The sequence below is a fragment of the Streptomyces sp. NPDC059092 genome (assembly GCF_042756365.1).
Classification (GTDB): Bacteria; Actinomycetota; Actinomycetes; order Streptomycetales; family Streptomycetaceae; genus Streptomyces.
Genome location: NZ_JBHZEJ010000016.1, coordinates 96,257 through 121,437 on the forward strand (window position 1 = coordinate 96,257; position 25,181 = coordinate 121,437).

The 25,181-nt window shown below is 72.2% G+C and carries 20 protein-coding genes; 6 read left to right on the forward strand and 14 right to left on the reverse strand.

Annotated features, from left to right (window positions below; all coding sequences use genetic code 11):
* Positions 1-5: 5 nt before the first annotated feature.
* A complete protein-coding gene (locus tag ACFXPL_RS12795; RefSeq protein ID WP_384916936.1) occupies positions 6-1,133 on the reverse strand; it encodes a ferrochelatase in 1,128 nt (375 codons plus the stop codon).
* Positions 1,134-1,285: 152 nt separating this feature from the next.
* Here ACFXPL_RS12795 and ACFXPL_RS12800 point away from each other — a divergent pair, with 152 nt between their 5' ends.
* Together ACFXPL_RS12800 and ACFXPL_RS12805 are read left to right on the forward strand one after the other, a co-directional pair.
* Complete coding sequence (locus tag ACFXPL_RS12800; RefSeq protein WP_384917025.1) at positions 1,286-2,548, forward strand: MFS transporter; 1,263 nt, start codon at positions 1,286-1,288, stop codon at positions 2,546-2,548.
* Positions 2,493-3,827 carry a D-arabinono-1,4-lactone oxidase gene (locus tag ACFXPL_RS12805; protein ID WP_384917028.1) on the forward strand — a complete coding sequence of 445 codons (1,335 nt, stop codon included), beginning with the start codon at positions 2,493-2,495 and terminating at the stop codon, positions 3,825-3,827. Before ACFXPL_RS12800 ends, ACFXPL_RS12805 begins: the two co-directional genes overlap by 56 nt.
* A gap of 27 nt (positions 3,828-3,854) precedes the next feature.
* Here the strand turns inward: ACFXPL_RS12805 and ACFXPL_RS12810 are convergent, their stop codons facing one another.
* Positions 3,855-4,886, reverse strand: coding sequence for a hypothetical protein (locus ACFXPL_RS12810; protein WP_384916939.1), 1,032 nt, complete (start codon positions 4,884-4,886; stop codon positions 3,855-3,857).
* 513 nt (positions 4,887-5,399) lie between these two features.
* Between ACFXPL_RS12810 and sepH the strand changes: the two genes are divergently transcribed.
* The gene (sepH, locus tag ACFXPL_RS12815) at positions 5,400-6,428 is read left to right on the forward strand and encodes a septation protein SepH (RefSeq protein WP_384916942.1); all 1,029 of its coding nucleotides are present in this window, start codon (positions 5,400-5,402) and stop codon (positions 6,426-6,428) included.
* Positions 6,429-6,553: 125 nt separating this feature from the next.
* Here sepH and ACFXPL_RS12820 read toward each other — a convergent pair whose 3' ends face one another.
* Entirely contained in the window at positions 6,554-7,378 is an 825-nt protein-coding gene (locus ACFXPL_RS12820) for a sulfurtransferase (protein ID WP_384916945.1), read from the reverse strand.
* Between the two features lie 288 nt (positions 7,379-7,666).
* Between ACFXPL_RS12820 and ACFXPL_RS12825 the strand changes: the two genes are divergently transcribed.
* Positions 7,667-8,437 (forward strand): VOC family protein, encoded by a 771-nt coding sequence (locus ACFXPL_RS12825; RefSeq protein ID WP_384916948.1) that lies wholly within the window; start codon positions 7,667-7,669, stop codon positions 8,435-8,437.
* Positions 8,438-8,885: 448 nt separating this feature from the next.
* Here the strand turns inward: ACFXPL_RS12825 and ACFXPL_RS12830 are convergent, their stop codons facing one another.
* The 6 genes from ACFXPL_RS12830 to ACFXPL_RS12855 form a co-directional block, all read right to left on the reverse strand.
* Positions 8,886-9,347 carry a pyridoxamine 5'-phosphate oxidase family protein gene (locus ACFXPL_RS12830; RefSeq protein ID WP_384916951.1) on the reverse strand — a complete coding sequence of 154 codons (462 nt, stop codon included), beginning with the start codon at positions 9,345-9,347 and terminating at the stop codon, positions 8,886-8,888.
* Positions 9,348-9,477: 130 nt separating this feature from the next.
* Positions 9,478-9,675, reverse strand: coding sequence for a hypothetical protein (locus ACFXPL_RS12835; protein ID WP_384916954.1), 198 nt, complete (start codon positions 9,673-9,675; stop codon positions 9,478-9,480).
* A 238-nt stretch (positions 9,676-9,913) separates the two neighbouring features.
* Positions 9,914-10,063 (reverse strand): hypothetical protein, encoded by a 150-nt coding sequence (locus ACFXPL_RS12840; RefSeq protein ID WP_384916956.1) that lies wholly within the window; start codon positions 10,061-10,063, stop codon positions 9,914-9,916.
* Positions 10,060-10,491: a hypothetical protein gene (locus ACFXPL_RS12845; protein ID WP_384916959.1), complete on the reverse strand. Its 432-nt coding sequence runs from the start codon at positions 10,489-10,491 to the stop codon at positions 10,060-10,062. Before ACFXPL_RS12845 ends, ACFXPL_RS12840 begins: the two co-directional genes overlap by 4 nt.
* Before the next feature lie 240 nt (positions 10,492-10,731).
* Positions 10,732-10,896 carry a hypothetical protein gene (locus ACFXPL_RS12850; protein WP_384916962.1) on the reverse strand — a complete coding sequence of 55 codons (165 nt, stop codon included), beginning with the start codon at positions 10,894-10,896 and terminating at the stop codon, positions 10,732-10,734.
* Between the two features lie 613 nt (positions 10,897-11,509).
* Positions 11,510-12,064: a hypothetical protein gene (locus ACFXPL_RS12855; protein ID WP_384916965.1), complete on the reverse strand. Its 555-nt coding sequence runs from the start codon at positions 12,062-12,064 to the stop codon at positions 11,510-11,512.
* Positions 12,065-12,511: 447 nt separating this feature from the next.
* Between ACFXPL_RS12855 and ACFXPL_RS12860 the strand changes: the two genes are divergently transcribed.
* Positions 12,512-13,375 carry a hypothetical protein gene (locus tag ACFXPL_RS12860; RefSeq protein ID WP_384916968.1) on the forward strand — a complete coding sequence of 288 codons (864 nt, stop codon included), beginning with the start codon at positions 12,512-12,514 and terminating at the stop codon, positions 13,373-13,375.
* 87 nt (positions 13,376-13,462) lie between these two features.
* On the forward strand, positions 13,463-16,072 hold the full coding sequence (locus ACFXPL_RS12865) for an NACHT domain-containing protein (RefSeq protein WP_384916971.1): 2,610 nt from the start codon (positions 13,463-13,465) through the stop codon (positions 16,070-16,072).
* A 3-nt stretch (positions 16,073-16,075) separates the two neighbouring features.
* On the opposite strand, the gene ACFXPL_RS12870 is transcribed toward ACFXPL_RS12865, so the two are convergent.
* From ACFXPL_RS12870 to ACFXPL_RS12890, 5 genes are read right to left on the reverse strand one after another with little or no spacing between them, the layout of a single operon-like run.
* The gene (locus ACFXPL_RS12870) at positions 16,076-18,331 is read right to left on the reverse strand and encodes a hypothetical protein (protein WP_384916974.1); all 2,256 of its coding nucleotides are present in this window, start codon (positions 18,329-18,331) and stop codon (positions 16,076-16,078) included.
* A gap of 3 nt (positions 18,332-18,334) precedes the next feature.
* A complete protein-coding gene (locus tag ACFXPL_RS12875; RefSeq protein WP_384916977.1) occupies positions 18,335-19,765 on the reverse strand; it encodes a hypothetical protein in 1,431 nt (476 codons plus the stop codon).
* A gap of 5 nt (positions 19,766-19,770) precedes the next feature.
* Complete coding sequence (locus ACFXPL_RS12880) at positions 19,771-20,859, reverse strand: hypothetical protein (protein WP_384916980.1); 1,089 nt, start codon at positions 20,857-20,859, stop codon at positions 19,771-19,773.
* A gap of 11 nt (positions 20,860-20,870) precedes the next feature.
* Positions 20,871-23,498 carry a hypothetical protein gene (locus ACFXPL_RS12885; RefSeq protein WP_384916984.1) on the reverse strand — a complete coding sequence of 876 codons (2,628 nt, stop codon included), beginning with the start codon at positions 23,496-23,498 and terminating at the stop codon, positions 20,871-20,873.
* A gap of 27 nt (positions 23,499-23,525) precedes the next feature.
* On the reverse strand, positions 23,526-25,100 hold the full coding sequence (locus ACFXPL_RS12890) for an Hsp70 family protein (RefSeq protein WP_384916987.1): 1,575 nt from the start codon (positions 25,098-25,100) through the stop codon (positions 23,526-23,528).
* Between the last annotated feature and the right edge of the window lie 81 nt (positions 25,101-25,181).

Genomic DNA, 25,181 nt, shown 5'->3' on the forward strand with positions numbered 1-25,181 from the left:
CTCCTTCAGGCGTACGGGCTGTCGGCACCCGCGGCGGCGGGCTTGGGGGCGCGCGCCGGGCAGCAGCCGACCGGGCAGAGATCGTGGCTCGGGCCGAGCGCGCCGAGGGCGCACCGCTCCACGGCGCGTCCACGCTCGGTGGCGGCGCGCTCCAGGACGAGATCGCGCACGGCGGCGGCGAACCGCGGGTCCGCCCCGACGGTGGCCGAGCGGCGTACCGGCAGCCCCAGCTCGGCGGCCTTGGCGGTGGCCTCCGTGTCGAGGTCGTACAGGACTTCCATGTGGTCGGAGACGAAGCCGATGGGGGCCATCACGACGGCGGGGACGCCCTCGGCGCTCAGCGTCTCCAGGTGCTCGCAGATGTCCGGTTCCAGCCAGGGGATGTGCGGGGCGCCGCTGCGCGACTGGTAGACGAGCTGCCAGGGGTACGCGATCCCGGTCTCCGCGTGGACGGCGGCCACGACCAGCCGGGCGACGTCGAGGTGCTGGGCGACGTACGCGCCGCCTTCGCCGTGCCCCTCGGCCGGGCCCGAGGTGTCGGCCGCCGCGACCGGGATGGAGTGGGTGGTGAAGGCGAGACGGGCCCCCGCCCGTACCTCCTCGGGCAGTTCGGCGAGCGAGGCGAGCACCCCGTCGATCATGGGCTCCAGGAAGCCGGGGTGGTTGAAGTAGTGGCGCAGCTTGTCCACCCGGGGCGGTTCGATCCCCTCGTCGGCCAGGGTGGCGAGGGCCCCGGCCAGGTCCTCGCGGTACTGGCGGCAGCCCGAGTACGAGGCGTACGCGCTGGTGGCGAGGACGGCGATCCGGCGCCGTCCGTCGGCGGCCATCTCGCGCAGCGTGTCGGTCAGATACGGCGCCCAGTTGCGGTTGCCCCAGTAGACGGGCAGGTCCAGGCCGTGCCCGGCGAAGTCCTTGCGCAGCGCGTCCAGCAGCACCCGGTTCTGTTCGTTGATCGGGCTGACCCCGCCGAACAGGAAGTAGTGCTGTCCTACCTCCTTGAGCCGTTCCTTCGGGATGCCACGGCCCCGGGTGACGTTCTCCAGGAACGGAACCACGTCGTCCGGGCCTTCGGGGCCGCCGAAGGACAGCAGGAGCAGAGCGTCGTAGGGCGAAGTCGCCGACTGTTCTGGCATGCTCCGATCCTGCCACCCGCCCCGGTACGCCGGGCGGCGGCCCCGCCCCGCCGGGCCTGGGGAGCGCCGGAAAAGCGGAGGCGCGCGGCGGGCGGACGACCGTAAGATGTCGCGGCCAGATTCATCGCTTACCGGAGCGTCCGTTGCCTGCGTTGCCTCGTACCTACCACGCGCTGTTCGACGTTCCCGGCACGAAGGGATTCAGCGCTGCCGGGCTGATCGGCCGGATGCCGCTCGCCATGCTCAGCATCGGCGCCGTCACGATGATCTCCCAGCTCACCGGCCGGTACGGCCTCGCGGGCGCCGTCTCGGCGGCCATGGCCATGTCGGCCGCGGTGCTCGGCCCGCAGATCTCCCGGCTGGTGGACCGGCACGGCCAGCGGCGGGTGCTGCGCCCGGCGACGCTGGTCTCGGTGACGGCGATCGCGGGGCTGCTGCTCTGTGCCCAGCGGGGCTCCCCCGACTGGACGCTCTTCGTCTTCGCGGCCGGTACCGGGTGCATGCCGAGCGTCGGGGCGATGGTGCGGGCGCGCTGGGCGACGGTCCACCAGAACTCGCCGCGCGCGCTGCACACCGCGTACTCCTGGGAGTCGGTGGTCGACGAGATCTGCTTCATCTTCGGCCCGATCATCTCGATCGGGCTCTCGACGGCCTGGTTCCCCGAGGCGGGCCCGCTGGTGGCCGGGGTGTTCCTGGTGGCCGGTGTCCTGTGGCTGACGGCGCAGCGGGCCACCGAGCCGGTGCCGCGGCCCCGCGCGGAGCACACCGGGGGTTCGGCGCTCGGTTCGGCCGGGCTGCGGGTGCTGGTGGCGACCTTCGTGGCGACGGGGGCGATCTTCGGGGCGGTCGACGTGGTCACGGTCGCCTTCGCCGAGGAGCGGGGCCACAAGGCCGCGGCGAGCCTGGTGCTCTCCGTCTACGCCCTGGGGTCCTGCGGCGCGGGCGTGGTGTTCGGGCTGCTGCATCTCACCGGTTCCCCGGCCCGGAGGTGGCTGGTGGGTGTCTGCGCGATGGCCGTGAGTATGATCCCCCTCCAACTGGCCGGGAGCCTGCCGCTCCTGGCCGTGGCGCTCTTTGTCGCGGGCCTCTCCATCGCACCGACGATGGTGACCACCATGGCCCTCGTCGAAGCGCATGTACCGCGCACCAAGCTGACCGAGGGCATGACCTGGACCAGTACCGGGCTCGCGGTCGGCGTGGCGCTCGGCTCGTCGGCAGCGGGCTGGGTGGTCGACGCCGCCGGGGCACGTGCGGGGTACAGGGTGCCCGTGGTGGCGGGCGCCGTCGCGGCCGCGGTGGCGTTCCTGGGGTACCGCCGGCTCCGTGAGCCGGTACCGAGGCGGGGAGGGCATGGGGCGGATGACCGGGGACCGGAGAGTCCTGAGGAGCACGACGACCACGAGCGCGTGGCGTAACTGGGCGGGGACCGTGACCGCCCGGCCGGCCCGTACGGTCTCCCCCTCCTCCGTGGAGGAGCTGATCGGGGAGATCCGCGCGGCGGCGGCCGACGGACTGCGGGTCAAGGCGGTCGGCACGGGGCACTCCTTCACCTCCGTGGCCGCCACGGACGGCGTGTTCGTACGGCCCGACCTGCTCAGCGGTATCCGGGAGATCGACCGGGCCGCGGGCACCGTCACGGTGGCGGCCGGCACCCCGCTCAAGCGCCTGAACACGGCGCTGGCCCGGGAGGGCCTGTCGCTGACGAACATGGGCGACATCATGGAGCAGACGGTCGCGGGCGCGACCTCCACCGGCACCCATGGCACCGGCCGTGACTCCGCGTCGGTCGCCGCCCAGATCCGCGAGCTCGAACTGGTCACGGCGGACGGGGCGCTGCTGCGCTGCTCGGCCGAGGAGAATCCGGAGATCTTCGCCGTCGCGCGGATCGGGCTCGGCGCGCTGGGCGTGATCACCGCGGTCACCTTCGCGGTGGAGCCGGTCTTCCTGCTGACGGCCCGTGAGGAGCCGATGCCCTTCGACCGGGTCACGGCGGAGTTCGACCAGCACGTGGCGGAGAACGAGCACTTCGAGTTCTACTGGTTCCCGCACACCGGCAACTGCAACACCAAGCGCAACAACCGCAGCGCGGGTCCCGCGGCGCCGCCCGGCCGTGTCCCCGCCTGGATCGAGGACGAACTCCTCTCCAACGGCGCCTTCCGGGTGGCCTGCGCGCTCGGCCGGGCCGTACCCACGACGATCCCCGCCCTCGCCAGGGTCTCCAGCCGCGCGCTCTCCGCCCGTACGTACACGGACATCCCCTACAAGGTCTTCACCTCGCCCCGCCGGGTGCGCTTCGTGGAGATGGAGTACGCGCTGCCGAGGGAGGCGTTGGTCGGGGCGCTGCGCGAGGTCAAGGCGATGATCGAGCGCTCACCGCTGAAGGTGAGTTTCCCGGTGGAGATACGGACGGCGCCCGCCGACGACATCGCGCTCTCGACGGCCTCGGGCCGGGAGACCGCGTACATCGCCGTGCACCTGTACCGGGGCACGCCGCACCGCTCGTACTTCACGGCGGTGGAGCGGATCATGACCGCGCACGGCGGCCGGCCGCACTGGGGCAAGATCCACACGCGGGACGCGGGCCATCTCGCCGGGGTGTACCCGCGCTTCGCGGAGTTCGCGGCGGTACGGGACCGGCTCGATCCGGACCGGCTGTTCGGGAACGACTATCTGCGCCGGGTTCTCGGGGACTGACGGACAGCGATGCGCGCCGTACGTCTGCTACCGCCCGGTCGTCGTGCCGCCGCCGGTCGTGGTGCCGGCGGTGCCCGAGGGCGTCGGGGCCGGGGCGGACGACGCGCCGGAGCCGCTGCCGCCGGTGGAGTCCGGGCCGGAACCCGAGGGATCAGCCGGTTCCGGGGCCGTGGTGGACGGGGTACCCGTCGGGTCGGTGCCGGTGTCCGCGCCGGAGCCGGTGCCGGTCTCCTGGCCGGTCCCGCCGCTCTGTCCGCTGCCGGAGGGGGACGGCGGGACTCCGCCGCCCGGGGTGGTGTTCGTGTCCCCGCCGGTGCCGGTGCCCGTGTCGGTGGAGGGCGTGGAGGAGGGGTCGGTCGTGGTGGAGGGGGTGGACCGGTGGCCGCCACCGCTCGCGACGGATCCGACGGTCGTTCCCGTGCCACCGCTCAGGTCCTGACCGGAGATCAGCTCGTATCCGGTGATCCCGCCCATCGCGACGCCGAAGACGATGCAGGCCGCCAGGACCGGGCGCTTCCAGCCGCGGACCCGCGTGCCGTGCGTCGTGGCCCGGGTGAACTCCTCCCCCGGGGGCCCGTGGGGTGCCTGGGGCGTCTGAGCCGTCGGGGATGCCCGGGAGACCTGGAGCACCTGGGACACCTGGGGCGGCAGCCGGGTCGCGTCGACGGCGCCCGCGGAACCGGCGGAGCCGGTGAAGTCGTCCCGTCGACCCGGATCACCCCGTTCGGGCGGTATCGGAACCTGCCGGCCGGTGGGCTTCGCCTGGACCGCGGCGACGCGGATCTGTTCCCCCGTACGGCGGAACAGGTGCTGGAAGACCGAACCACCGCAGGTGGCGATCACGCTGACCAGGCCCGCGCCGATGATCGTGCCGTACACGCCGAGCTGGGAGGCGAGCACCGCCGCGGCGACCGCCGCGAGCGCGCTGCCCGCGACCTGGGGCAGGCTCAGTTCGAGCCGGGGCCCTTTCCGTCCCTCCCCCGGGTCCGCGCCCGCGCCCGTCCCGCCGTTTTCCTGCCTGTCGTCCGTTCGCGTACTGGTCGTCAGCCTCTGATCCATCTACAGCCCCTGCTTGCGCGTCTGTCCCACCTTGCACCAGGGAGTGACCTCTGAGCGAAGCGGATAGTTCCACTTCGGTGGGTTCTGTGAAGCAGGACACCCGCGCCGGGGAGCCGATCCCCCGGTGCGGTCCGTGAGCGGCCCGGGGCATCAACTCCCCGGCGCGCCGAGAACTTGGGCGGCGCGCCGGTCCACCCGGATGGCCCGAATGGAGTACTGTGGCGAGCCCTGGGGCCGGACCCCTCATGGGTGTCCGGGACCTACGGGAAGGGAGCCGAACGTGGCACTCGATCCGGCGGAGCCGCGGCACCGCACGGGCGCCTGCTGCACGGAGTGACCAGGTTCGTCACTCTGCGTCGCAAAGGGTAACCGTGCCATCGGCGATCCAGGGCCCATGCCCGACACGCCGGGCAGCACGGAAAGGTTGTGGCAGGCTGCACCCGGGCAGGCCACACTCGACTAGCGGAAGCAGCGACGCACGTGACGTCGGCAGGCACCACCCGGGAGGTTCCCATGCCCGAACTGCGTGTCGTGGCCGTCTCCAACGACGGCACACGACTGGTGCTCAAGGCTGCCGACAGCACGGAGTACACGCTCCCCATCGATGAGCGGCTGCGCGCCGCCGTGCGCAACGACCGTGCGCGTCTCGGCCAGATCGAGATCGAGGTGGAGAGCCACCTCAGACCACGGGACATCCAGGCGCGGATACGAGCCGGTGCCACGGCCGAGGAAGTCGCGCAGCACGCCGGGATCCCGGTGGACCGGGTCCGCCGCTTCGAGGGCCCGGTGCTCGCGGAGCGCGCCTTCATGGCCGAGCGGGCCAGGAAGACCCCCGTACGCCGCCCCGGCGAGAACACCGGACCCCAGCTCGGCGAGGCCGTCCAGGAGCGGCTGACGCTGCGCGGGGCCGACAAGCAGACCGTGCAGTGGGACTCGTGGCGCCGTGACGACGGCACCTGGGAAGTCCTGCTGGTCTATCTGGTCGCGGGCGAACCGCACTCGGCGAGCTGGACGTACGACCCGCCCCGGCGGCTCGTCCAGGCCGTCGACGACGAGGCGCGCGCCCTGATCGGCGACACCGACGACACGGTCACGAAGGAGCCGAGCTTCCCGTTCGTGCCGCGGATCGCCCGGCTGCCGCGCGACCGGCCGCTGGACCGTTCCCTCGACCGGCAGTTGGAGCGCCCCGTCGCCCCGGAGCCGGACGCCGCCGACGAACGCGACTCGCTCACCAGCCTGCTGGAGGCCGTGCCGAGCTTCCGCGGCGACATGGTCGTGCCCGAGCGCCCCGCGCCATCGGACCCCGGGGCCATGGACCCGGAGGACGAGCCGGACGCGGAGGAGCCGCCCGCGGCCTCGGCCGGCGCCGGTTCCGCGTACGCGGACGTGCTGATGCCACGTTCGGTGGCCGGTCACCGCGACCGGCTCACGGGCACGACGGACCGCCAGGCGGAGGCCGACGGGGTCCGCCCCGGGCGGCGGGCCGCGGTGCCGAGCTGGGACGAGATCGTCTTCGGCACGCGCCGCAAGAAACAGGACTGACCGGGTTCGCACACCCTCCTATACGCAGCGCGAGGGGCTCGTACTCACCTCACCTGGTGCGTACGGGCCCCTCGGGCGCTTTCTAGCTGCCCGGCGCGCGGGTCACCGGAGGGCCCGCGCGCCGGTTACCGGGGGTCAGGGCCCTTGGCGACCGGGCGGGCGGGGTCCGACGACCACTCCGACCACGAACCCGCGTAGAGGGCCGCGCCGATGCCCGCCAGCTCCAGGGCCAGTACCTGCTGGGCGGCGGAGACGCCCGAGCCGCAGTAGACGCCGACGCTCCGGTCGGTGGCGCCCAGCGCCTCGAAGCGGGCGGCGAGTTCCGCCACCGGGCGGAGGGTACCGTTTTCGGCCATGTTCTCCGCCGTGGGGGCCGAGACCGCGCCGGGGATGTGGCCGCCGATCCGGTCGACAGGCTCGACGTCACCGCGGTAGCGCTCGGCCGCGCGGGCGTCCAGCAGCAGCCCGTCCCGGGCCAGCGCGGCCGCGCCGTCCGCGTCGAGCACCGGCAGCGCGCCCGGTACGGGGCGGAAATCGCCCTCCGCGGGCTCCGGGACCACGGTCGAGAGCGGGCCCGTCCAGCCGGCCAGCCCGCCGTCCAGGACCCGGACGTCATCGTGGCCCGCCCAGCGCAGCAGCCACCAGGCACGGGCCGCCGCCCACCCCAGGCCCCCGTCGTACGTGACCACCGGCGTGTCCGCGCTGACACCCGCACGGCGCATCGCCGCGCCGAAGGCCGCCACGTCGGGCAGCGGATGGCGGCCGCCCTCGCCCGGCTGACCGGCCAGTTCCGTGTCGAGGTCCACGTACACGGCGCCGGGCAGATGCCCCGCCTCGTACCCCGGCCGGCCGGGCGGACCGCCGAGCTGGTATCGGATGTCGAGCAGGACGGGCGGACGCGGACCCGCCGACTCGCCGGTGAGTTCGGCCGCTGTGATGATGGCTGTCATGGACGTCATCCTCCCGTACGGCCGCCCCGCGGCGGGAGCGGCGGTGGTCCGTGCGATGTAACGGCCCGTGAAACAACCGGTAAACAGCGAATCGAGATCCCGCCAAGTGCGGCGCGGCCGGGCGGCGCGGCGCGGCGCCGGGTGCGAGCATCGGCACGGGCGTACGGCCGCTTCCGTCCCGCTCCCTCCCCGGTGCCTCCCCGTGTACTTCCGCGGTTCCACCGGCAGTTCCCCCTGCGGCGCGCCCGGTCCGTACGGCCACCACGAAGGTCCGAGGAGACAGTGACGATGACCGAGGCAGCGACCCGGCGCACGCCTGGAACACCCTGCTGGGTGAGTCTGATGGTGCACGGACTTGCCGCGACGGAGGAGTTCTACGGAGCGCTGTTCGGCTGGGAGTTCGAGCCGGGGCCGCAGCAGCTCGGACCGTACGTCCGCGGGCTGCTCGACGGCAAGGAGATCGCGGGGATCGGCCAGTTGCCACCCGACCGGCATCTCCCCATCGCCTGGACGACCTACCTCGCCACGGACAACGCGGATCTGACGGCCGACACGATCAGGAGCTGCGGCGGCACGGTCGGCGTCGGCCCGCTGGACGCGGCGGAGGCCGGCCGGATGGCCATCGCCTCCGACCCGGCGGGCGCGGTATTCGGGATCTGGCAGGCGGCGGCGCACACGGGCACGGCGGTGGCCGGGGCGCACGGCACGCCCGTCTGGAACGAACTGATCACCCGCGAGACATCCTCCGTCGGCAAGTTCTACGCGGCGCTGTTCGGCTACGACTTGGAGGCGGTGGTCTCGGCCGACTACGACTTCCTGACCCTGCGTCTGCGCGGGCGTCCCGTCGCCTCGCTGCACGGGGTGGGCCACGCGCTCACCCGGGAGCGGGGCACGCACTGGATGACGCATTTCGAGGTGGCCGACACCGACGCCGCCGCGCGGCTGGTCACGGAGCTGGGCGGGCAGGTGCTCCAGCAGCCGCGCGAGGGCCTGAACGGACGGCACGCGACGGTCGCGGACCCGGAGGGCGCGGTCTTCACGATCGTACGGTCCGTCTAGGGCGTGTTTCGAAAGTAGCGCCGTCCGCCCGTAGGGCGGGGCGCGGGGCGTCCGGTGCACTGCACTCGCTCCGCTCGCTCCGTCTCGGCGTACTGAATTGCCCTTCGGATGCCGAGCGCGATCGCAAGGCGAACGCAGCGAGCGTGCGTGCCGGGCGTCGCGGGCCAGGCGGGACTTTCGAAACACGCCCCAGAGGCGGCGCCTCGGACCGGCAGGACGTCCGGGGAGAGCGTGGCGGCACGTGCGGTCGCCGCGGGTCATCCGGCGCCGGTGGAGGCGCCGGCACAGCATCTCGTAGCCGATCTCGTCGCGGCCCTGGTGGACGTCCCCGACGACGGCCGGGGCGCGGCCGAGCTCCAGTGGAAGGGTCGGCGAGGTCGCCGCAACGAGCTGCTGATGGGTGCCGCCTGGCGTGTTCCGAGAGAGGCGCGTCGGCGAGGGACGGCCGCTATTCCAGCCACATCCCGTCGCGCATGATGACTCTCCCGCGCAGTTCCGGCTCGCCGCGCCAAGCGCGCACAGTCCTCGGGACCACGCGTACATACAGAAAGGAACCCTCTTCCACGCGTGGATCCCACCCGAACTTGTCGGCGAACGCCTCCGCCGCGCCTCCGGGCACCTCCTGGTCCTGGAAGCACTCCGCCTCACCCTGGAGGAGCACCACGTCGAAGGTGTCCGGTAGCGACAGGCGCACGCGCGGCTCTTCGCGGACGTTCCGCGCAGTCACGGAAGTGGCGCTGGTACACATCCACACCGCTCGCCCATCCCACAAGAACCACAGCGGCACCTGGTGCGGCCCGTGATCTGGGTGAGCCGTCGACACCCATACATCCCGCTCGGTAACGAGCCGCTCCAGAGCATCGCGCATACGCTCCGCCGTCTGTCGACGAACGATTCCCGTGGTCTCCATGAGGACCGACCTTAGCCAGCAGGCGCGAAGCGCGCCTGAGGCGCAGGGCCTACTCCCAGCGACCGATGACCGCCTCAGCTTCTGGCTCGGGGCGACCGGCTTCGGTGCTCGGAGTGGCCGGCGGAAGCGCTCAGTCACCCTTGTCTTCGGCAATGGCCGGCTCGTGATCGCGCCTGGGGTGGCTGCGTCGCCAGGCGGACCAGCTGAGCCGGTGGGCCGGGCCGGCCGTGAACGTGCCGTGAACGGGCCGGACAGCAACACTGATGCACAGGCGCTGGAGCGCTTCCCCGCCGAGGCGGCCCCACGCCAGGTCGACCGAACTGTCCACACGCGTCTCCCCGCTCACCCGGCCGGAGATGTCACATCCCTCATCGTCCACGATGTGGGCCGTACCTGCCTATCCGCAGACACGGCTCGATACGCGCTCTTAGCCCTTCTGTCTCTTCGCAAGTGCCTTCGCGCCTTGACGCGCTTGGAGTGGTGTCTCCTTCGCGCAGGACGACGGTCAGGCCGGTTCCCTGGATGTCGCAGCTGCCGGTGAATGGAGAGCGGGCGTCCGGGATGCTTCAGCCGTTCGCCGAGGTCGATCTACGCCACGTGGTGTCCGCGGCGGGGGCGGGAGCGAGCAGTGCGCCTCCGCCAGAGACCGGTGCGGCTCCGGCAGCGACGCCGGTGAGCTGCTTGAGTACGGCGCGACGCGAGAATTCGATGGTCATGAGGTCCCTCCGGGAATGTGTCGTGCCCGCCGGTACAGGAACACGGCGGCACAGGTCAGGACGACGGCAAGACCAGCCGACACGTAGAAGAACACGTTGATCGACAGGGAAACGTGCTCCACCGTCGAGCCGTCGGAATACATGCAGGCGTTGCGAAGGGGCCAGTAATCCTGCTTCAGGCTCGCCAACTGGGCGCCGGACGCGTTCCTGTCCTCGCACAGCTCCGGAAACGGTCCCCCCAGGGTGACGGCGAACCAGCCGTAGCAGTACACGGCCGTGGCCGAGAAACCGAAGATCAGGGCGAGAATCGCATAGATCTTGGACAGCGAATGGGGCTGGTTCCTCAGCATGAGAACGATCGCCAGGATGCACGCCGGCACAGCCAACACACTGATGAGCAGGAGCAGTCCCATCAAAGGCGCTGGCATTGCGTTCCCTCCTCCTGATCCGGTTCCGCGGACACACAGAGCCGCGTGGTCCTGCTTGCCTCCCGCGCCAAGTGTTTCCCGATGGGTGGGCAAGTTACCCGACCTGCCGCTGTCGATGGGCACGGGCGTCCAGGCCCGCTGTCATCCTGAGCGTGATGAAGAATGCGCATACCTTGGCGAAAGTTCACTCCCGCGAGAATGCTGGGCAACGGGTACAGCCCGTCGGCCGAGACACCTGCTTCAGCAGGCCACTTCCTGGTCGATGAGACGTTGCAGAACTTCGGCGAATCCCCGGTAGAACTCGTCCATCACGGAGTCGGACTCGTTCCAGGGCTCCTTGGACGTGACGTCGGGCCTGGCCAGTGTCTTGCGGCAGAAGTCCAGCGAGGACGCGTTGACACCCATCGACGGGTCGGTGTACGCCTGATCCCTCGCGCGGCCGAGTCCCCGGTCGCGAGCGAATTGGATTAACCCTTGCGCCAAAGGCCACACCGGATGATCTTGACATGTTCTTGTTCGGCTCACCGACCTTGATGCCCCCTGGCCACCAACATCGACAATGTGGTGGGGCCGAAGGCGTTGGAGAGCGCCGTGATCCCGAGTTCGCGCCGCAACGCCCGGGTCAGGGAGTACATGGTGTTCCATCCGGTCTTCCCGTCCTCCGTCACGGGGTTGCAGCCGGCGACTCTCTCGTACGTCGCGTTGACCCACTTTTAGGCCTGGAGAACCATTTCCTCAGCCATGACGGAAATCCGTTCCTTCAGCTCTTCGATATGCGCGGGGAATCGGCAAGCTCGAACCGGTCAGAACAAACGAGTGGGCAGCCTTCACGGCAGCGCGTCGGACCGGATGATGTGAACGGCGCAAGGAGGGCGCGGGTTGGGACACCGCCCGGCGCGGCAGGAGCAGTGAACGAGCAATCAGGAAGGGAGCTTTCGCCGCTCGGGCACCAGGTGGCCAGTGCGGTGGAGAGCAGTGCTGCGCCCCGGAACGCGGGGCGCAGCACGTTGGGCTGTCGTTAGTTGCAGGCACCTACCGTGAGGTAGTTGTCGACTCGCACCGTACTTCCGACCTTCATGTAGGAGTACGCCTGGCCGCAGTAGCCCTTGCTCTGGTAGACGGGCCCGGCGTAGGAGCTGTACGTGCCGAAGTCCTCGACGTCGGGGGTGGAGGTGTAATTGTCCTTCAGGCGGATGCCCATGGAGTGCGCGACGCCGGTGTCGTTGAAGAACACGGCACAGATCGGCTTGTCGTAGTAACTGTCACCCGTTGTCTTGCCGTTGGTCCAGGTGTAGGTGGAGCCGTAGGTGCTGTAACGGGCGGCGCTGACAGAAATGGTGTAGCCGGATCCGCATACGTTGGCAGCAGCCGCAGCGACCTCCGGGTTGGACGCGATGATCTGCTTGGTTTCATCTGTCGCCTGGGTGTCGACCTCGACACCCTTGACGCGCATGGTCTCGACCGATGCGTTGCCCTTCGGCTGGGCCTGGTCGGCCGCCGAGGCGGCGGGCGCAGTCATCGTCACCGCAAGCAGTGCGGCACATATGCTCGCAAAACGCACAACAGTCTTCACTTTTCCCCCTGAAGTGACAGCCAGGTACTCACTACGTGCAGAGAGTATCGCATCGAATGCACATGCGGGCAGGTTTGTTGATCTCGCCGGCCAAAGAGGGTCAGCGTTCCGTCTGGTTGGCGTTTTCGCTGGTCACACGACCGTTGAGGGCTCCCTGCGTGGAGCAGCGCAGCTCGTTGGTACAGGCGGTCGTCCAGGACAGCCTGTCTGCCCAGAGGCCCCGGAGTGGAGTTGGACGCAGAGGTGCTCCTGCTCGACCATGCGCCAACAGAACCGGGTGTGAGGATTGGGCTGCCCCGGTCCGACACCGTCCGCGTCTGCCCTGGTGAGGTGGTCTCGCAGCCTCCGTGCGGCTGCCGTCCACCGCTTCTGGGAGCCGGCCCCGTGGCATGGGAAGAGTTGAGGAAGGGCTCCCTCTCAGGAAAGCCAGGGACTACGGTTACTGACATGTGGTCAGGACAGCCACCCGGGGGTGGCGGGAGCCGGGCGAAGGCCGCCGCGATCGCCGCGGCCACGACCGTGGTCGTAGGAGTTGGCGTCACGGGCTCCCTGCTCCTGGGCGGCGACAGGGACGGCAACGCCAACGGCGTCAGCAACAACACGAAGGCGCCGGCGACCGTCTCGAAGGGCACGACGGCCTCGGCGCCGGCGTCCGGCGACCCGCACGGCGGTGAGACCGGACGCCCGACCGTCCCTGGCTGGAAGGCCGTCGTCAACCCCAAGTGGGGCACGGCCTTCGACGTGCCGCCGGACTGGGATGTCAAACCCGCGGATCTGCTGATCGGCTTCGAGGACAGCGAGGTCGACTACACCGACCCCGCCAACCGGGGCAAGGCCATCATCATCATGGGCGCACCGGCAGTCCTCCAGGAGAACTGGTGCCTGTCCCAGGTCAAAGAGGACGGGCGCGTGAAGAGCACGAGCACCGCGCTGGCGGCGGCAGGCACCAAGGGTGCCAGAGGCGCCAAGAACAGCGGCGATGCCGCCTTGAGCCAGGTGTACCGGTGGGTGTACGGCGGATACACGCAGCCGGACACGGAGAGCATCATCCGCGACAACGCGGCGACGCCCTACACGACGAAGTCCGGCATCAAGGGCAGCATCGCCTGGGCCCGGTCCAAGAACACGCCCCGGAAGGGCACGTGCGCGAGCGACGGCAAGGCCATCACGTTCGGCTTCAAGGACTCCACGGGCGCCTTCGTCGCGTGGAACCTCCACGGTGTCACGGGCGTGAAGAACGAACTCCCGGACTCGACGATCATGAAGATTCTCAGCACGGTGCGTCTCCACGGCGACCCGACGGAATCCTGAGCCGGGCGACCGCGGTCCCTGGGGCGATGCTCCATGTCCGGAGCGGTCCGGGAAGGCGGAGCGGGAAGAGCGACGACGGGGGCGGGCGTGAACGCGAGACAGACGGACTCCGGTGAGCCGCACATCACCAACACCGCGGTCGATTGCACAGCCGAGTATCTGATCCAGATCGGGATCCTCGAAGGTGATCTCAATCTGACCCTGCGCGTGGAGCCACCCGACGACGACGCTCCGCTTGCCGCGGCCGAGCGGAGGCTCGCCCGCAGTCTCCTGCACCGGTGGCGGGCCGAGGCCGACGCCTGGGGCATGACCGATCCCGAGCCACTGCCCGTGCGCTGGACACCCAGCCGAAGAGTGGCGTCCGCCGGGGAGTACGTGCCCGCGGGCTCCGGGACCGACACCATCGCCGGGACCTTCCTCCGGCTCCGGCCACGGCGGCGGCTGGTCGTGCTGGGCAACGCCGGGTCCGGCAAGACCGTGCTGTCCGTCCTGCTCACCCTCGAACTCCTCGCCCGGCGGCTCACACAGGGCGAGGACGACGTGCCGGTCCCGCTTGTGCTGTCACTGGAATCCTGGGACGCCCGGCGGCAGTCGCTCACCGATTGGCTGGTGGACCGGCTGCGCCAGGACCACCCCGGACTGCCGCCCGTGGACGGCGTCCATCCGGCCCGCCGGCTCGTCCTCGACCGGCGAGTACTGCCCGTCCTCGACGGCCTCGACGAACTGCCCGAACACCGCCGCGCCGAGGTCCTCGACGCGCTCAACGCCGGCCTCGACGGCATGGGGGACGCGGTATTGATGTCCCGCACGGCCGAGTACGAGCGTCTCGACCAGGAGGGCAAGGGTCTGCGGCACGCGACCGTGATCGAGTCGCTTCCGCTGCGCCCCGACGAGGTGGCGAGCTACCTCCGCAGCGCCCGGCCACCGGCCCGCGCGGCGGCCTGGGCACGCCTGCTGGAGACCCTGCGGAAGGAACCCTCGGCGCCGGCCGCCTGGGCCCTGACCAGTCCGCTGATGGTGTGGCTGGTGCGCCGGTCCTATGAGCACCATCCAGCGGATCCGGGGGAGTTGGTGGACCGGAAGCGGTTCCCGACCCGTGCCGACGTCGAGGCGCACCTGTTCGACCGGATCGTGCCCGCCGCGTTTCCGCCGCGGCCCCCGGACCCCGGTCGGCTGCACCCGCCCCGCACCTGGGACGCCGAACGGGCCGGTGCCTGGCTTTCGTACCTGGCGCTGCTGCTGAGCCGTCGCGAGGAGTCCGAACTGGCCTGGTGGCGGCTGTACGCGGCGCCGCTCCCCCGGCTGCTCGCCCTGCCCGCGCTGCTCGCGGCCGGCATCCTGCTCTCCCTCGTCATCAAAGCGGGCATGTCCGGCTACACGGAGGATTCCCCACTGGGTGACCTCAGCGTGACGTGGGAGGTGTCCGGCGGGGTGGTCTTCGCCGCCATCGCACGGTCCGTGACCGCCTCCTGGTTCGGGCAGCGGATCGCCGAGCCGCGGCGCGGCGCCAACCCGCTGCTGTTCATCCACGCCCTGCGCTCCCTCGACCGGAATTCGCGGGCGGGCCCGCAGGTCCGCCTCGCGGCGCTCGTGGGCGGTCCCGCCCTCGTCGTCCTCCTGCTCGTCCTGTATGTCTTCGTATCACCGGATCCCGTCCTGGTCTGGTTCTCGGTCGGCGGCGTGCTGCCCGTCCTGCTGACCATCGTGTACGCGGCTCCCGCCGACACGGTGGACGCCGCCACCCCCGACGAACTGCTGCGCGGCGAACAGTCCGCGCTCGTCACCACGCTGACGCTGGTGGCCCCGCTGATCGGGGCGGGTGCGGGTGCGTTCTTCTGGCTCGGCGGAAGCGACGGTTGGCGGCCGGCGTTCGGCGGCTGGGCGGGTGCCTCGGCGATGTTCGTACTGCTCAGCCCGTGGAGCCGCTGGGTCCTCGCCAAGTGCTCGCTCGCGGCGACCGGACGGGCGCCGTGGTCCCTGATGGCGTTTCTCAGGGACGCGCGCGCGGCGGGCCTGCTCCAGCTGTCGGGCGGAACGTATCGCTTCCGCAACCGGCGGCTCCAGGAGCATCTGGCGGGACGTCGCGCTCAGGAGCGGGGCGAGGGTGTCGGTTCTTCCGGCACCGAGCCGGACCGCATGCCCGCGCTCGCGGACTCAAGCCACTTCACCGCGGAACGCACCGTGGACCGCTACCACCTCCGCGGCCGGTCCAGGAGGCTGCCGCTGGCCCACTGGGCGGTGCTCGGCTCCCTGTTCGGCGTCTTCGTCGTGCGGTTCACCGTGAGCGGCCAGTGGCAGGACTCCGCGGCCTGGCTGGCGCTGCTCTTCCTCCCCTTGATCGGCGCCGTGATCACCGTGACCGGGTTGCTTCTGCCGCGACAGCGGCTGGAGCTGGAGCTGACCCGGAACGGCGGCGTCACCTCCGTGATCGGGCGCAGACGACGCTCCTACGAGTGGCGGCACGTCGAGGAGATCACCGTGCGGCGCGCGATCATCCGGGGCCGGGACGCGCGCTTCTACGCGCTCCAGGTCCGGTTGCACGCCGGCGCCCCGCGCCCGCCCCGCCGCTCCCGCATGGGCGAGGGTTGGTACCTCATCCTGCCGCTCGGCCTCTCGTCGCGGGTGGATCCCCAACTCGGCACGGCACTGGCCGACTTCGCGGGGCCCCGCTGGACATCGCCGTCCGGTGGCCGCTGAGCCTCAGCAGAGCGGCTCGGCGTCCGCGGAGGCCGTGAGGAGGGCGAGGCACCGTGCCGTCACCGTCCGGCCGTCCTCGCCGATGTCGACCGCGTAGGCGATGGGGGCGCGGCCCGTGGTCCCCTTGGGAGCCGTAATCCGCCAGCGCGCCTCGTACGTGTCGCGCGCCCCGAGTGTCCGGGGCGGCCGTCCGACGAGGGTGGCCTGCCAGCCCTTGGGCAGCAGGGGCGGCCGTACCGTGATGGCGAGGTCGCGTGCGGTGGCGTTCTCCAAGGCGAGCCGACCGCCGTCCGCCGGGCGCAGGCGCAGGGCGTCGGAGCTGCGCCAGCGGATGTTGAACTCGCGCAGGCGGAGCCGCTGCTCGTCGTCGTCGTCGTCCTTGTCAAGCCCGCGGCGCAGGCCGATGCGGACGGAGTCGACGGTGTCCGGGACGGGAAAGTCGTACCCGTACGTCTTCTTGAAGTAGGCACCGTCCTTCTGCTCATGAGGGTGCTCCTCCCGGAATTCGATGGTGCGGGCCCCGACCTGGCCCTCCACGTCGACGCCCGGCGCGAGCAACGACACGACGCTGTCCGGGTCGAAGTCCACCGACACCTCGCTCAGCGGCAGGGGCATCCCGAAGTCCATCCTCAGCCAGTTGCCCTTCGTCGGGGATCCCTTGACCGACCAGTAGCCCGGGCGCCCCGGCAGGGCAGCGGACGGCGGATGTCCCGGCGCCGAGTAACTGACGCTGAGCTTCGGCCAGTCCCGGGTGGCGGCCGCGGTGAGATCGAACTGGTGGACCGTACCGGTCAGCGGATGCCGCCACTTGTCATACGTCCCGGGCAGGCCGAAGAGGGCGGTCGGCGGCATCACACCCGCCTGCAGGAGAGCCAGCACGAGCGGTACGACCAGGTACCCGGCGAAGTGGCTGAGCAGAAGGGTGTGGCGGGCGGCGCGGTGTCGGGGGAAGCGGACCGTCGTGTTCTCCGGTCGGCGCACGGGCGGGGGCGCCATGCTCTCCCCGGAGCCCGGGGCCCCGGCCGTACCGGCAAGCCACTCCACCGTCCCTGCGAGATCCGAGGCCGGAATGCAGCGCACCGGGATGCCCGTGGCGTCGAGCACGCGCAGCAGATGGCCGCCGCCGGCCGCGTCAAGTCGCGCGCGCACGGCGGTGTCGTCGCCCCGTACCGCTCGGGTGTACAGCAGTGCGAAACGGCGCGGACGGCGGCGCGCGGGCAGAGCGGTGAGGACGTGCAGGACGCGGGTCACGGCGTACACGGCGTCGCTGTGCGCGGCAGGGTCGTCCACCACCAGCAGCAGTCCACGGGCCTGCCGCAGGACGTCCAGCGCGGCCACCGACTCCTGACTGCCGTACGCGTCACCAGGCGGGTCGTACCAGAGGACGGGCGCCCCGTCGGTGCGCACGAGCGGTGGCTCGGCCCCGGGCGTGACGCCCAGCTCGGCCTGCCCCTGCCGGTGCACTCCGCCGCGCTGCGCGGCGGAGCCCCCGACGAGCACGACGGACCGAGCCCGTTCGTATCCGGCGGGCAGCGCCCTCCCGCAGTGCGGACAGCACGCGTCCAGGCGGCGCGTGCCGAGGACGGCGGGCAGGCGGGTGCCGCAACGGCAGCGGTGGGAGAAGGCGCCGTACCGGTTGGGCAGCAGCAGCCGGTGTCGGGCCCGACACGTCGGGCACAGCCGGACCGGACGGTGGACGGTGCGCCCGCAGCCGGTGTACGGGCACGGCGCCGGCCCGCTGCGCAGCGCGTGCCCCGTCCGTGCGACAGCCATCCACACCACCCACCACAGGGCCCAGAGTGAACAGCCCAGCGCCCACACCAGCAGCGCGAACAGAAGGGGGAGGATGCTGAGCGCGGTCGCGGTCAGCACGACGGCGACGGCCGTCAGCAGGAAAGCCGGGCGCAGGAAGAGCATCAGGCAGCCCCGCCCGCCGGTCCCGCCCTGTGGCGACCGGCGGAACGCGTCGCTCACCCGGTCGGCCATGAACCGTTCGGCGTCGCCCATCAGGTGTTCGTGCTGCTCAAGTCCGTCCCACCAGGTCGCGCGCAGGTCGCGCGGGCCGATGACGCGGAGGTAGGCGGGCGTGGTCGGCTCACCGTGGGGGTCGGGTGGGGTGTGTGCTGCCCGGCCGAAGGTCCGCCAGACGGTGCGCAGTTGGGTCCACACCAGCTTGGGCAGGGTGATGAGGACGCCGTGGCCGACGACCAGGACGACCATCAGAGTGATCGCGAGGAGCAGTGTCACGGGGTTCGCCACGGCTCACTCCCTCCCCCGGGCCGGCCCGCGTAGCCACAGCAGCCGTGGCGCCCGCTCCGGCTCCTCGGCACGCACCAGATCGCGCAGGGCCTCGTAGGTCTCCGTCTCCTCCCAGAGTCCCCGCCGGTACAGCCGCAGGATCCGCAGCGCGGTCGGCCGCGGCTCCCCGGGCACCCGGCGCAGCACGTGCAGCGCGGTGCCGGGGGTGGCCGCGAGCGCGTCCGGTGCTTCGTGCGCGAGGGAGGCCAGGGAGGCACACGTCTGCGCGTCCAGGGCGGCGGCCCGCAGTTCGGCGGAGGCTTCGAGGGCGGCGAGCAGCCCCTTGAGAACGGCCGACCGGTACGGCTCGGGCAGCGGAGCGAGCGCGGCCCGTACGTCGCCCAGGGGCGCCGTCGCCCCGGCGAGATGGCACGCGGCGGCGTCCGTCAGGTGCTCGGGCGCCAGTCGCGCCTCCTCCGGCCGCAGCTCAGCGACGGCACGTACGAAGCCCACGAGCCGGGGGCCCTCCCCGCCGAAGGCCCCCGCATCGCCGTCGGGCGCGAGCAGCGCGCACCCGGCCCGCAGCCGCCGGACGCCCCCCTCGACGCCGTCCGCGGGGCCCGCGTCCCACAGTTCCGCGACGTCGTCCAGGACGTCGAGGCGCCCGCTCGCCAACGCGCCCGCGAGGAACCGTGCCGTCGGGATCGGCTCCGGACAACCGTCTCCGGTCAGTCGGTCGAGGTGGAACACCGGCCCCGGAGCCCGTTCCGCGGTCTCCGGCCCGGTCCCGGTCAGATGGCGGTGGTCGTCCTCGGGCCGCGCGGTGTACGTCGTGAACGTCAGCCGGGCGGCCAGGCCGGCGGGCAGGGTGTAGGAGACGGCGGCGATCCAGTCGACGACACGGTCCGGACGCGCGGAGACCAGGGTGGCACCGGGGCCCTCGCCGACCAGCACCCGCAGGGCCGCGGTGAGCAGCCGCTCCAGGAGGGGGACGCCCGGTGCGCCGAGGCCGGCCAGCATGCGGACCACGCGGTCGGGTCCGATGGCGCTGCCGGGGACGAGGTGGGGGAGGTCGGGCAGGTCAGGGCCGGCGTCGTGCGCCCGCACCGGGGCCCAGTGAGGTGTGTCCCACAGCTCGACGGGGCGCAGACCGGCCAGTTCGTCGGGGGTGGCGTACACGGCGTGGCAGAAGTGGTTGCCCCAGCGGCCGGTGTAGTCCTGGCCGGTGAAGCGGGTGCGGGTCAGCACGGCCGCGTCGTCGTCCGGTCGGTCGTAGGCGAAGGCCACGGGGAATGTGCGAAGCCGGTCTGTGCCCGAAGGCCGCGCGTACCCCGTCAACGGGCGAAGGACATCGAGTGCGGGGCGGGCCGCCGGGGAGACAGCGGTGAATCGGAAGCCGCCGTGGGGCGCGTCGGACGACGGCGGGGCGGACGTGTAGTGCGCCTGTCCTGCCATACGCGTCACCCCCGTCCCCGGTCGAGGGCGCCGAAGCGGTGCAGCAGCCACATCAGGGGGTCCTCCACCCGGTGCGGGCGTACGAGGCCACCGAGTCCGAGGTCGCCGCCCCGCCCGGGCGCGGTACCGAGGGTGGAGAGCGCGAACAGCTGATGATCGGTGCAGAAATGGTCGAGCCGCGCATCGAGTTGGTGTTCCTGCCAGCGCCGCAGCAGGGCCCGCAGCTCGGCGTGGACGGCGGCTCGGTCGTCGGCGTCGAAGACGGCGCCGGGACGGCGGGTGCGGTGCAGCGGGGAGTTGTCCGGCAGATGCGCCCGCAGAAGGTCGGCCTTGGTGAGGGCGACCGCGACCGGCACGGTCACCTTCCCGCCGCCGCTCAGGTGGCCCAGCACCCGGGCGAGTACATCGCCCGAACGGCCCGGCACCCCGTCGCCGTCCTTCACCGGTGCGCCGGGAAGATCCTGCGGATCGACGAGGACGACGACGGCGTCGGCCGCGCCGAAGTAGCGCGTCTCGGCCTCCATACGCTCGCGTGAGGCGAAGTGCTCGCCCGCGGTGTCGAGGAAGACCAACGTCAGCACCCGCTTGCGGACACGTCCGAAACGGCCCCGCCGGGTGCGGCTGAGGCGGTAGACGAGGGGGCGGCCGGTGTCGTGCTCGGCGGTCTTGGGGACGATGTGCTGCTCGTCGTACAGGTGCCGTCCGTACCGTTCGTGGTAGTCGGCCATCGTGTCGTCGTCGCAGGGGAGCAGCGCGGCGTCGAGTTCGGCGCCGAGGCGGTGCAGGAGTTCGTGCACGAGGACGCCGATATAGGTGCTCTTGCCGGAGCTGACCGGTCCGGCAAGGGCCACCAGCCTTCCGGGAGCGCGCAGATAGCCCTCCGGCAGTCGGCCCGCGCAGGCGGTGCAGCGCAGCCGGGTGGCGGTGCGGCCGCAGGTGCCGCACACCGCCGAACCGGCCCGCGGGTCGGCCGAGGCGAGACGCCGGTCGTCGGCGCAGGCGGCGCCGGTCGCGCAGACGTACGCGATCCGCGCTCGGGAGATGCGCCGGAAGCAGTGCGGGCACACCCAGGTACGTCGCCACGGCAGTCTCACGTCTGCTCCCCCTAGTGGACCTTGAGCGTGTGCTGCGGCGGGTCGCGCAGCACGAGCGCCTCGCCGACGGCGAAGCAGCGCAGCCGGTCTCCCGGGCCGCGGGCCAGGCGCGCCGACAGCTTCACGTCCTGCCCGGGGCCGAGCGTCACGGCGGCGGCTTCCGCGAGGACGTCCCCGTCGGCGGGTTCCAGTGGCCGGAGGGGGCCGCGCGACCGCACCAGCAGCAGCCGCTCGGCTCGTACGGTGACGCGCGCCGTGAACACGGCGGTGACCGTGCGCCGTCCGGGCAGGCCGTGCCGTTCCAGCCGGTAGTCGACCTCGGCGCACGCCGGCAGTACCGCCGTGCTCGGCGAACCGTACGAGGGCAGCCCGCCGAGCCGGGCGATCGGCCGCACCTCGACCTCCACCCCGGCGCCGTCCACGACCGGCAGCCCTACGCCCGCCTCGTGCCGGTAGGCGGCACGGGTGACGATGCGCCGCTGCTCACCCGCCTCGCCGGAGGTCCGCCAGATGACCTCGGCCTCGTCGCCGCTGTCCGGCAGCCAGTCGAAGACGACGGCCACGCCCGTGCCGACGAGGCGGGTGAGCGTGAGGGCGCCGAGCGCCTGCGCGGCGGCCACGGCGTGTGCTCCCACGACGGCACGTTCCCCGGCGACCGTGACCGCGAGCAGCATGGTGGGCCGGCCTGGCGGCGCGAACCGGAGTCCTTCCGGAGCGGGTCGCGTCACGATCGGACTCCTGGGGAGCTGCGCCGTGCGCAACTCGGTGCCGGCCGGCCACGGGGGCACGTCGTCGAAGCCGTACAGGCGCACCTCGCCGCCGGGCGGCCGGGTGAGGCGCGCCAGGAGGTAGCCGTCCACGAGGCGGATGTCCAGGTCGGTGACCGGCTCGGGCGGCGCGAGCGGCGTGGCGCTGTGCCGGACGCCCTCCGTGCGCACAGGCGGTCCGTCGTCGGGGCGGTGGACGACGCGGATGCGGTAGCGGTACGTCGTGCCGTTGGCGAGGCCACCGTCCGTGAAGCCGTCGCGGCGGGCAGCGACTCCCACCTCCGCACCGTCCGGCCCGGTGCGGACGACCTCGACGGACTGGGCACGGTCGGGGCAGGTCCAGCCGGCGGTGATCCGACGGTCCCCGGGGCGCAGGCGGGTGTCGGTGACCTCGGGCCAGTGCACGACGGGCCCGCCCACCACGAGCGGCGAGGGCGCACTGCCGGGTTCGGCGGCCCGCCGCACGTCGACCGCGTAGTACAGCGGGACACAGACCGGGGGTGAGCCGTCCACGTACGAGGTGGCACGTGGCGACGTCAGCGGCAGCACCGTGCCGTCGGCCGGGTCGCGTGGCGGGCGCCGCTCGGTGCGCAGCAGCACGTACTCGGGCTCGCCCGTCGTGGACGGCGAGGGCCGCCACCGGACGGTGACGCCCGCGCCGTCCGGGGTCGTGGTGAGGCCGGACACCGGGCGGACCGCGAGGGCGCGGCGCACGGCGTCGATCCCCGGCAGATCGCGGACGGCCGCCTCCGCCTGTTCCAGCAGGTCCCAGGCCTGGTCCGCCTCGGCCGGTGGCAGTCGGCGGGCGCGGTCCACCATGCCGCGCGCCTCGGCGAGTTTCCCGCGCACATGCTCGGCCAGCGCGCGCACGTCCTCGGCGAGCGAGCCCGGCGGCAACCGGTCCGCCACGGCCGCCGCCTCGGCGAGCCGCCCGTCCACGACCAGCCGGCGCAGCCGCTCCGACACCGGATCCCCGGCCGCCTCGTGCAGCACCGCGAACACGAGTCGCCGCGCGTCGTCCGCGGCGACGGACAGCTCTCCCACCGCGTATGCCAGGAGCGTGGACGGGGTCGCGCGGGCGGCGTACCGCGTCCGCAGAGGCAGCGCCAGTTCGTGGAGCAGGATACGGGCGAGTCCCTCCGGGCCCTGTTCTGTCAGCACACCACGGATGGCGGCGGTCACGGCCTGGGCCGCTGTGTGCGCGGCGCCGTGCGGCAGCCGTCCCCAGCGGCGCGCCGCCGCCTCGACGGCCGGCAGGCCGACCGGGGGCGCGTCGAAGACGTGTACGAACTGCTGGGTCCGTCCGCCGGGTGTGTCTGTCGCGAGGAAGTCGCCGAGGTGCCGCAGTCCCAGCACTTCCAGGTGGCCGGCGCAGCGCGCGTACGCGGGGTGCGGCACCGACCGGGGCAACGGGTCGGGCTCGGCGGTGCGCAGCCCGAGAGCCGGCAGCAGGTCCCGTACCCGGTCCTCACGGACGCGGTGGGCGGCGGCGATCTCCGCGACCGTGCTCCCGGCGAGCATGCCGAGCCCGCCCGTGGCCTCCTCCAGGGCCGCGCGAAGCCGGGCCCGCTCGGATTCGGCGCGTCGGCCGTGTGCTTCGAGGGCGGCCCGCAGCCGTCCCGGGTCGTCGGCGGCGGCCGCGTCCAGCAGCGGCCGGTGGCTGAGGTACCCGGCCTCCAACTGCTCGATGACAGAGCGGTACTTGAGCCGGGACCGGCTGCGGCGCCAGCAGGCGCGGACCGCGGCGACCGATTCGGCGACCGCGGGTCCGGTGAGGCGCTGCGGCAGCTGGTAGCGCGTGCGCAGGTCCTCGGTCACGGGCAATCCGGCGTCGAGCACCTCGCGCCGGTAGCGCTCCTCGTCGAAGGCCATGGTCTTGTTCCCCCGTCCCGCCCGCGATCAGCCGATCCGCTGGCGGCTCATCGCAACCCGTGCCTCGTCCACCGCCGCCTGGGACAGACCTCCGATCTGAAGGGAGATCTCGATCTGTTCGCCGGTCTCCCGTTCGGTGGCGACGACGGTGAGGAGCCCGGAGGTGTCGAGTGTGAACACGCACTGGAAGGGCCAGCGCGCGGGTTTGCCGGGTGGGATCTTCAACGTGCCTTCCGCGACTTCGATGTTGTGCTCCACTTCCTCCGACTCCACCGCGCCCGCCTGCTCCATCACCTGGATCCGGACCTTCCGCTGACCGTCGCGGAGGGTGTGGAAGTCGTCGGTCACCGAGGCGGGCAGCGTGTCGTTGGCGTGCACGAGGTGGGTGACGTACCCCCGGCCGGTGTCGATGTCCGTGACCTGGATGCCGTAGCCGCGCGAGGCGACGGTGGTGATTTCGTACGGGCGGTGGGTGAGGCCGGTCTCCGGTACGTCCGGTGCCTGGCCTGCGGGGAGTTCGCCGCCGGAGAGGATGTACGTGGCCCGGTCGAGGGCGTAGAGCGCGGCGCCCCGGGCCACCGCGAGATCGGGGTTGTGCAGCCTGGGCTCGAAGCCGAACTGGGTGCGCAGGGCGGTGGCGACGGCGGGCATTTTGGTCGCGCCGCCGACGAGCAGCACATCGTCGAAGGACGACGTGCCCCGCTCCGCGGCCAGTTCGACGGTGCGGCGGGTGATGTCGACGGTGCGGTCGAGCAGGTCGCGGGTCAGCTCCTCGATCAGCCCCCGGGTCAGCTCCACCGGTTCGACCCTGCCCTGGTGCATGACGCGGACGGTGTAGCGCTCGCGGAAGGACAGCGCCTTCTTCGCCTCCTCGGCGTCCTTGCGCAGCTGCGTCTCGGACTGGAGGTCGGACAGCGGGTCGTCGACGTCCGGGAAGCGCTCGCGGAACCGCTCCGCCAGGTGCGTCACGATGCGGTCGTCGAAGTCGCTGCCGCCCAGCTCCTTCGCGCCGTCCGTGCACAACACGGTCAGCTCGCGCCCGCGCAGGGTGAGCACGGTGGTGTCGAAGGTGCCGCCGCCCAGGTCGTACACGAGGATGGCCCGGTCCCCGCGCGCCTCGTCTCCTTCCAGGGCTCCGTAGTCGAGCGCGGCCGCGATGGGTTCGGCGACCACGTCGAGGACGCGCAGTCCCGCGATCTCGCCGGCCTTACGGGTGGCGTCCCGCTCGGCGAGCCCGAAGTAGGCGGGCACACTGATCACGACGTCGCGCGCCACGTCGCCGCCGGCGGCCGCGGCGTCCTCCACGAGCTTGCGCAGGATGCGAGCGGAGATCTCCTCGGGTGTGTAGGTGCGGCCGTGGAACTCGCGTGGCACCACATCGCCCATGTCCCGCTTGATGAGCTGCACGACGTGCTCGGGGTCGAGGACGGTGGCGTCCTTCGCGCTCTGCCCCACCACGACGCTGTCGGCGCTCTCGAAGTAGACGACGGACGGTGTGGTGTCCGCCCCTTCGAGGTTGCGCAGCACGGTCGGTCTGCCGACCTCGTCGAACCGCGCGACGCAGGAGTAGGTGGTCCCCAGATCGATGCCGTAGACGGCCATACGGTCTCCCGCCTCCGGGACGGCCGCGCGTCGCGCCCATCCCGTCTGTTGTCTCGCCAGTTGTCCTTGCAAGCCATGCCG

What these genes read in the sequence shown, in the direction of transcription:
- ACFXPL_RS12795 (WP_384916936.1), bottom strand. Translation starts at nt 1,133, where the DNA reads ATGCCAGAACAGTCGGCGACTTCGCCCTACGACGCTCTGCTCCTGCTG.
- ACFXPL_RS12805 (WP_384917028.1), top strand. Translation starts at nt 2,493, where the DNA reads ATGACCGGGGACCGGAGAGTCCTGAGGAGCACGACGACCACGAGCGCG.
- ACFXPL_RS12810 (WP_384916939.1), bottom strand. Translation starts at nt 4,886, where the DNA reads ATGGATCAGAGGCTGACGACCAGTACGCGAACGGACGACAGGCAGGAA.
- sepH (WP_384916942.1), top strand. Translation starts at nt 5,400, where the DNA reads ATGCCCGAACTGCGTGTCGTGGCCGTCTCCAACGACGGCACACGACTG.
- ACFXPL_RS12820 (WP_384916945.1), bottom strand. Translation starts at nt 7,378, where the DNA reads ATGACAGCCATCATCACAGCGGCCGAACTCACCGGCGAGTCGGCGGGT.
- ACFXPL_RS12825 (WP_384916948.1), top strand. Translation starts at nt 7,667, where the DNA reads ATGACCGAGGCAGCGACCCGGCGCACGCCTGGAACACCCTGCTGGGTG.
- ACFXPL_RS12830 (WP_384916951.1), bottom strand. Translation starts at nt 9,347, where the DNA reads ATGGAGACCACGGGAATCGTTCGTCGACAGACGGCGGAGCGTATGCGC.
- ACFXPL_RS12840 (WP_384916956.1), bottom strand. Translation starts at nt 10,063, where the DNA reads ATGACCATCGAATTCTCGCGTCGCGCCGTACTCAAGCAGCTCACCGGC.
- ACFXPL_RS12845 (WP_384916959.1), bottom strand. Translation starts at nt 10,491, where the DNA reads ATGCCAGCGCCTTTGATGGGACTGCTCCTGCTCATCAGTGTGTTGGCT.
- ACFXPL_RS12850 (WP_384916962.1), bottom strand. Translation starts at nt 10,896, where the DNA reads ATGGGTGTCAACGCGTCCTCGCTGGACTTCTGCCGCAAGACACTGGCC.
- ACFXPL_RS12860 (WP_384916968.1), top strand. Translation starts at nt 12,512, where the DNA reads ATGTGGTCAGGACAGCCACCCGGGGGTGGCGGGAGCCGGGCGAAGGCC.
- ACFXPL_RS12875 (WP_384916977.1), bottom strand. Translation starts at nt 19,765, where the DNA reads ATGGCAGGACAGGCGCACTACACGTCCGCCCCGCCGTCGTCCGACGCG.
- ACFXPL_RS12885 (WP_384916984.1), bottom strand. Translation starts at nt 23,498, where the DNA reads ATGGCCTTCGACGAGGAGCGCTACCGGCGCGAGGTGCTCGACGCCGGA.
- ACFXPL_RS12890 (WP_384916987.1), bottom strand. Translation starts at nt 25,100, where the DNA reads ATGGCCGTCTACGGCATCGATCTGGGGACCACCTACTCCTGCGTCGCG.